Below are 7,249 nucleotides of genomic sequence, written 5' to 3' on the forward strand. Positions count from 1 at the left end.
TTACATGATGCCTGCACTGGCCGCCAAAAGCTGGACGGGGTGCCTGACCTGAGCTTTGATGCCTCTTTGCTGTAGCCCGGCGGAGAGCTGCATGGTGCAAGCCGGGCAAGCTGTGGCCAGCACTTCCGCTCCCGTTTCGATAAAGTTATCTATTTTACCCTGAAGGATTTGTTTTGACATTTCCCCTTGGGTGAGGAAATATGACCCGGCGCCGCCGCAGCACCAGTCCGCCTGTTTCATTTCCACGAAAGTGAGGCCTGGAATGCTCTGCAGGATTTTACGGGGTTCCTCTTTGATGCCTAACCCGCGTACAAGATGGCATGGGTCGTGAAAGGTGACCCTTTTGTTTACGGGTTTTAATTCCGGGAGAGGCAAGTAGCGGGCAATGAACTGGTTCAGGTCCAGTACTTTTGCCGTAAAGGATTGTACTTGTTCCTGTTCCTCCGGGCCGAAGAAACGGGCGTATTCTTTCAGGGTGGAGGTGCAGGTGGCACAGTCGCTGACGATGTAGTCGCAGTTTTCCTGAATAAAATAGGTGACATTGGCTCTGGCTAAACGCTGGGCTTCTTCCAAGTCACCGGCGCTGTAGTGGGGACCGCCGCAGCACTGGACCGGGGGCACCACCACTTCGCAACCCAGGTGCTGCAGGTAGAGGATAGTCGCTGCGGCGATGTCGCTGAAAAAGTTATCGGTGGCACAGCCTAAGAAATACCCGATCTTAAACTTAGGCTGCTCTACCTTTTTCAACAGCTCCGGCAGCCGGCTGCGGGCGCTTTTTGGCAAATCGACCGGGAGATAGCTTTCCAAGCGACCGAGGTTCTCAAAAAGGCTGGTGATGCGGGTGTTTCTTACCAGCCAGCGCATGCCGCTTTTGTTGTAAAAGCGGGCCAGGCTCATTACTTTCGGCAGCCGCCGGCGCCGGGACAGGACGCCGCGGTACAAGGCCTTGTGCAGGAACTTCAGACCGTTGGCCCGGTTCAGTTTCTCCCGGGCTTTGATCACCAGCTCATCCGTAGGTACGGTGGAAGGGCAGTTGACCACACAGGCCTTGCACAACAGGCAGCTTCGCAGCAATTGATCCAGTTCAGGGTCGTCACCCCAATCCTGGGCATTTTCCTGGATTAACCGGATCAAGCGAATTCTACCCCGGGCGAGTAAACCTTCGTTCTTGGTGTAGTAATAAGTAGGGCAAATGTTTTGGCAAAAGCCGCACCTGTTGCAGCGCCGTATTTGCTGCAGGAATTCTTGCTCAGTCAAGGTCTTCACCTCCAAGCCATGGGTGGCAGGGGAACATAATCCGGTCCGGGTCTAAGGCAGCTTTCAGTTTTTGATATAACGGGTCTACTGGAGGCTTAACCCAGCTGTAGCTTAAGGCGTAGTCCCCGCCCAGCGTCACCAACTGCTGCCGGAGCTGCTGTCGCTCTTCTGCCGGTGGGCTGATGATGACCTCGCCTAGGCCCAGATCGATGTCGCAGAAGTAGTTTTGATCTGGTTTAACCACTTGGCTTAACATGCCTGCCAGGTTCCAGATTTGTTTCTTGCCGCATCTGATGGTGAGGAGTTTTTGCCGGTCCGGCACGGTTTGCTCGTAGTACTGCCGCCAGAAATCGCGGCAGTCATCAAATACCTGCTGTTCATAGGGGGCGCAGAGTTTTTGTAGTGCCGCCAGGTGCCCGGTCACCGTCTCTTGAAAGCCGCCTAAGTTGATGACGAGCTGCCAGGCTCCGCCGGGTGCGGCAGCCTTAAATATCCTTAAAGCTGTGATGCTGCTTCGGGCCCCTCTGATTTCCCGGGCCAGCCGGTAGGCTTCCTCTACCCCAGGCAAGCCGTGCACTAACAGGGCGGAGCGCTTTTCCAACTGGGGTCTCAGTTTAAAGGTGATGGAGGTGATAATCCCCAGGGTGCCCCAGCTCCGGGCGAACAGCCGGGTGAAATCGTAGCCGCTCACGTTCTTGACGGTTTTGCCCCCTGTCATTACCCGGGTGCCATAGGGGGTGATGAATTCCAAACCCAAGATATGGTTTTGGATGGTGTCGTAGGCATAACTTTCATAGCCGGCGGCGTCTTCAGCTACCAGGCCGCCTAGGGTACGGTGACCGTGGCTTTCGACGGTTATGGGCAGGAAAAGATTATGTTCTCTCACAGCCCGGTCCAGTTCCGCCAGGGTCATGCCCGCTTGAACCTTCACGGAAAGGTTATTCACGTCCAGGTCCTCTATGGCGTTGAGTTTCAGGGTGGAAACCAATTTCACCGGCTGTCCGGTGGGTGCGATCAGCTGTTCCACCAGGTGTCCTTTGCCGCAGGGGATAACCCCAAATTTTACTGACCGGGCGTCACGGATGATCTGGCAGATGGCTTCCGGTGATTCAGGATAGAGCTTTTCATAAGTGTCCATTGTTACCATCCCTTTCCCGTTTAGAGGTCCAGTATTTTACCCTTGTTGAAGTAGAGGGTCGGATCCAGGGCCTTCTTCACAATGGCCATGAATTCCAGGTCTGCCGGGCTGAAAGCGTGCTGCATATACGGCAGTTTCTCCAAACCGATACCGTGCTCCCCGGTCAGGGTGCCTTCTAACGCTAGGGTTTTCATGAAGATTTCCCGGCTGGCTTCTTCCACCCGGTGATATTCTTCCGGATCATCGGGGCTGTAAAGCAAGTGGGGGTGCAGATTCCCGTCACCGGCGTGGGCCATCTGGGCAATGACGATGTTGTATTTCTCCGCCACTTTAGCGACGAAACGCAGCATTTCCGGCAGTTTATGTACCGGCACCGTCACATCCTGCACCATGTAAGCAGGTTTAATCCGGCCCAAAGCCCCGTTGCCGGAACGGCGGGCCAGCCAGAGTTTTTGCCTTTCTTCCTCATCTTTGGCCATTTTAAAGTCCCGGGCGTTATTCTCCGCAAAGATTCTCCTGATGGTATCCATTTGCCGTTCCAATTCCACGGCGTAACCGTCTACTTCCACCAACAGCAGCGCTTCCGCATCCCGCGGCAATCCCAAGTGAAGGAAGTCATCGACGGCTTTGATTAACGTATTATCGAGCATTTCCAAGGTGGTAGGAACAATCCCCTGGGCAATGATGGTAGAAACGGCTTGGCCTGCTTCATCGAGGCTGGCGAAAGCCGCCGAAGCCGTCATGGTCTTTTCCGGCAGGGGACTCAGTTTTAACAGGACTTTAGTCACAATGCCAAAAGTACCCTCGGAGCCGTGGAAGATGCCGGTGAAATCGGGGGCAAACTGGCCGGCGGGAGCCAGCATGCCGGTGGTGACCGTCTCCCCGTCCGGCAGGACCACTTCCAGGCCCAGTACGTGGTTTTTCATAACTCCGAATTTAACCCCCCGGATGCCCCCGGCACACTGGGCAATGTTGCCGCCGATAGTGGCGGATTTTTGGCTGGCCGGATCCGGTGGAAACATGAGGCCGTAAGGCTCAAGGGCATTTTGGAGGTCAAGATTGACGACGCCGGGCTCCACCAGCGCAGTGCCTGCCAAAGGATCGATGTCCAAGATGCGGTTCATCTTGGTCAGGACGAGAGAGATCCCGCCGTGCCAGGGGACGGCACTGCCGCTTAAGCAGGTCCCTGCCCCTCTGGGTACCAGGGGCAAGGAGTGCTCCGCGGCGAGTTTGACTACGGCCGTTACTTGCTCCTTATTTTCCGCAAATACGACCGCTTCCGGGGGATGGATAAAGGGGGAGGAATCATAAGCATAGACTTCTAAAGCTCTGGGGGAGGTGAGCACGTTTGCTTTTCCTACAATCTGCTGCAGCTTCGCCATAATGGGTTGTGAGAGCATGGGCCGTCTACCTCCCTATTTAGTCAGTAAGTTGGGTAACCACAGCGATATGGCCGGGATGTAGGAGATGATTAAGAGGGTCAACAGGGTAACACCTAAATAGACCCAGTTGGCTTTAACAATTCTTTCAATGGTCAATTTACTCAGGCCGCAGGCGACAAATAGGTTCACGCCTAATGGCGGGGTAATCATGCCGATAGCCAGGTTGATGACCATGATGATACCGAAGTGGATCGGATCAATGCCCATCTGCACCGCCACCGGGAAGAAGATAGGCGCCAGGATGATAATCGCCGCGTTGGTCTCCATGAAGGTACCTACAATCAAGAGCATGAGGTTGACCAGGAGCAAGAAGACGTATTTGTTGCTGGAGATGCTGATGAACCATTGGGCAATGGCATTGGGGATCATCTCCCTGGTCAGGATCAGACCGAAAGCGGAAGCGGTGGCGATAATCAGCATCACCATGGCGGTGGAAATGGCTGAGGTGCGCAAGACAGGCACCAGGTCCTTAAGGCGCAATTCTCTGTAAATAAAGAAACCTACTATTAATCCGTAAATGACGGCTACGTTGGCCGCTTCCGTGGGTGTAAAGACACCGCCGTAAATGCCCCCGAGAATGATGATGGGCATGAGCAGGGCAAAAATAGCGTCTTTAAAAGAAGTCCAAATTTCAGTTACAGAAGGTCTTTCCGAACCGATGTAATTGTTTCGCTTACTGACCATAAAAGCCACCAGCATCAGCGCCAACCCGAACAGGAGACCGGGGATGAAGTCGGCCATGAATAACCCGCCGATGGAAGCACCGGTGACCACGCCGTAGGTGATCATGGGAATACTGGGCGGGATGATGACTCCGATACATCCGGAGCTGGCTTGGGTGGCACTGGCAAATTCAAGGGAATAACCCTGCCTGACCATGCCTGGGATCATGATGGAACCGATGGCGGCCACCGTGGCCGGTGATGAACCGGAAATGGCGGCAAAGAACATGGACGCCAGAATGGTCACCAGTGCCAGTCCGCCGGGCAGGAAGCCGATGAGGGAATTGGCAAACCGGATCAGTCTTTTGGAGATGCCCCCTCTTTCCATCAACGCTCCGGCGATCATGAAAAACGGGATGGCCATGAGAGGAAAGGAGTCCGTGGCGGCAAACATCTTCTGGGCTACTACCATCGTTGGCACGGTCTTGGCGGTGGCTAGTGCGATGACGGAGGCGAGTCCTAGGCTGACCGCTACAGGCACGTTTAAGAGGATGAGGATGATAAAACTGCCAAACAGTATTGCACTCATTGACTTTCCTCCTCAGGGGCAAAGAGTTTTGCCAAGGTGGCTTGCAAGAAGGAGATGGCCATTAAAACTGTTCCCACCGGCACAGCGGCGTAGGCCCAGTACATGGGTATTTCCATGGCAGGGGACAGCTGCCCGGCGTTAAAAATGCCTTGCACTACTTTGAATGACAATACGGCAATGACGATGCAAAAGATGATGGAAATAATGCCGGCTAAGAGGCAAGCGAATCTGTAGACGGTTTTTGGCAAAAGGCGGACAAAGGCTTCCACCCCGATGTGAGCGCCCTCTTTGGCACCGAGGCTGGCCCCGATAAATACCGTCCAGACCATCAAGTAGCGGGCAAGCTCTTCCGACCAGGGCAAGGAACCTTTGACCACAAAACGGAAAAACACTTGCAGCCCCACGACGACAATCATGGCAGATAAGGCAGCGACGACGATGGCGGTTTGCACTTTGTCCAGAAAAGTCAGGAGCTTTACTTCGTTCTGTGTTTTGGCCAATGCTTATCCCTCCAATCGCACTAAACAGTGTCCTAAGGAAAGAGGCAGGGCTGGAGTTTCCTTCAGCCCTGCGTCATGACTACTTCTGGGCATCTAGTACTTTCTGGATCACGTCCTCGCCGATTTCCGCTTTAAACTGCTCGTAGACGGGCTGCATAGCGGCAAACCACTTGTCTTTATCAACTTCGATGACTTGCATTCCTTTTTCTTTCAGGATTTCAAGGTATTCTTCGTCCATTTGCCGGATGAGGCTCCGCTCATAATCCCTGGCTTCCAGCGCAGAGGACATGATGATTTCCTGATCCTCAGCACTGAGGCTGTCCCAAAGGGCCTTGCTGATGAGCAGGGGAGCAGCGGCGTAGAAATGGCCCGTCAAGGAGAGGTAGTCCTGCACTTCATAGAAATTGGATGTATAGATAATGGGAATGGGGTTCTCCTGGGCATCAACGGTTTTCTGCTGCAAGGCGGTGAACAGTTCACCGAAAGCCATGGGGGTGGGATCCGCGCCGATGGTCCGGAAGGAAGCCATGTGGATCTTGTTCTCCATGGTGCGGATCTTCATGCCTTTCATGTCCTCCGGTAAGGTCACGGGCACTTGGGAGTTGGTGACATGACGGAACCCGTTTTCCCAGTAGCACAAACCTTTAATGCCGACACTCTCCAGCGTATTCAGGATATCGGTGCCGATTTGCCCGTCCAGGACCTGGTATGCTTTATCTCTTTCCTGGAAAATAAAGGGGAGGTCAAACACTAAGAAAGAGTTAGCAAACCCGGCTAAAGGAGCCGTGAAAACGATAGTCATATCCAATGTACCCAGCTGCAAGCCTTCAATCATTTCCCGCTCGCCGCCCAACTGGGAGCTGTGGAAAACGTCGATCTTGATGCGGCCGTCGGTTCTTTCCGCTACCAACTCAGCAAACTTCTCCAGACCTAACTGGTAAGGATGATCGGGGGCTAACACGTGACCTGCTTTCAAGTTCATGGACGGCTTGGCCGCATCGGCGGCATTGCCGGAATTGTCACCGGAAGAGCTGGGGGTTTGGCTGCCGCCGCCACCACATCCAACGGTCAAACCCATCACTAAACCGATGATGATCAGCAAGGCAATCACTTTATTGACTTTCAACATAACTGGCTTCACCTCTCCGAATTTTTTGAAATAGGGTGCGGTGCACCTCGTCACCATTCTCATGGGAAACACCGGCCATTCGTTCAATTAACTAGTTGCCTAAAAGTTGTAACAATTTGGCCTTTTCTTCTTCGCTCATGCCGTAGACATGTTCTTCATCCGGGAACTGGCCGGATTTTACTTCTTGCACATATTGGCTGATGCCTTCCAAGATGGTTTGATTCAGGTTGGCGTATTTCTTGACGAATTTTGGTACGAACCGGTCAAAGAAGCCGAGAATGTCGTGGACGATGAGCAATTGCCCGGCCGCATCATCGCCGGCACCTAAACTGATGACGGGGATTTTGACTGCCTTCGTGATGGCGCTGAGAACCGCCGGCGGAACGGCTTCTACCAACAAGAGGGATGCGCCGGCTTGTTCGATGGCTTTGGCGTCTTCCACGAGTTTGAGAGCAGCTTCGGCAGTACGGCCTTGGGCTTTAAAACCTCCCAACTGGGCGAGGGATTGGGGCGTAAGACCGATATGACCCAT

General features: G+C 53.8%; 7 protein-coding genes. All 7 read right to left on the reverse strand.

Annotated elements, in window-relative coordinates; all coding sequences use genetic code 11:
• The gene (locus GXX34_04375; GenBank protein ID HHW06758.1) at positions 1 to 1,257 is read right to left on the reverse strand and encodes a (Fe-S)-binding protein; all 1,257 of its coding nucleotides are present in this window, start codon (positions 1,255 to 1,257) and stop codon (positions 1 to 3) included.
• Positions 1,250 to 2,395: an FAD-binding oxidoreductase gene (locus tag GXX34_04380; protein ID HHW06759.1), complete on the reverse strand. Its 1,146-nt coding sequence runs from the start codon at positions 2,393 to 2,395 to the stop codon at positions 1,250 to 1,252. Before GXX34_04380 ends, GXX34_04375 begins: the two co-directional genes overlap by 8 nt.
• Before the next feature lie 20 nt (positions 2,396 to 2,415).
• The gene (locus tag GXX34_04385) at positions 2,416 to 3,795 is read right to left on the reverse strand and encodes an FAD-binding protein (protein ID HHW06760.1); all 1,380 of its coding nucleotides are present in this window, start codon (positions 3,793 to 3,795) and stop codon (positions 2,416 to 2,418) included.
• A gap of 15 nt (positions 3,796 to 3,810) precedes the next feature.
• On the reverse strand, positions 3,811 to 5,088 hold the full coding sequence (locus GXX34_04390; protein ID HHW06761.1) for a TRAP transporter large permease: 1,278 nt from the start codon (positions 5,086 to 5,088) through the stop codon (positions 3,811 to 3,813).
• The gene (locus tag GXX34_04395; protein ID HHW06762.1) at positions 5,085 to 5,588 is read right to left on the reverse strand and encodes a TRAP transporter small permease; all 504 of its coding nucleotides are present in this window, start codon (positions 5,586 to 5,588) and stop codon (positions 5,085 to 5,087) included. Before GXX34_04395 ends, GXX34_04390 begins: the two co-directional genes overlap by 4 nt.
• Positions 5,589 to 5,667: 79 nt before the next feature.
• Positions 5,668 to 6,717 (reverse strand): DctP family TRAP transporter solute-binding subunit, encoded by a 1,050-nt coding sequence (locus GXX34_04400; GenBank protein ID HHW06763.1) that lies wholly within the window; start codon positions 6,715 to 6,717, stop codon positions 5,668 to 5,670.
• 91 nt (positions 6,718 to 6,808) lie between these two features.
• A partial coding sequence (locus GXX34_04405) for a 3-methyl-2-oxobutanoate hydroxymethyltransferase (GenBank protein HHW06764.1) occupies positions 6,809 to 7,249 on the reverse strand: 441 nt, incomplete at its 5' end.

It is taken from the genome of Clostridia bacterium (genome assembly GCA_012840125.1).
Lineage (GTDB): Bacteria > Bacillota > DULZ01 > DULZ01 > DULZ01 > DULZ01.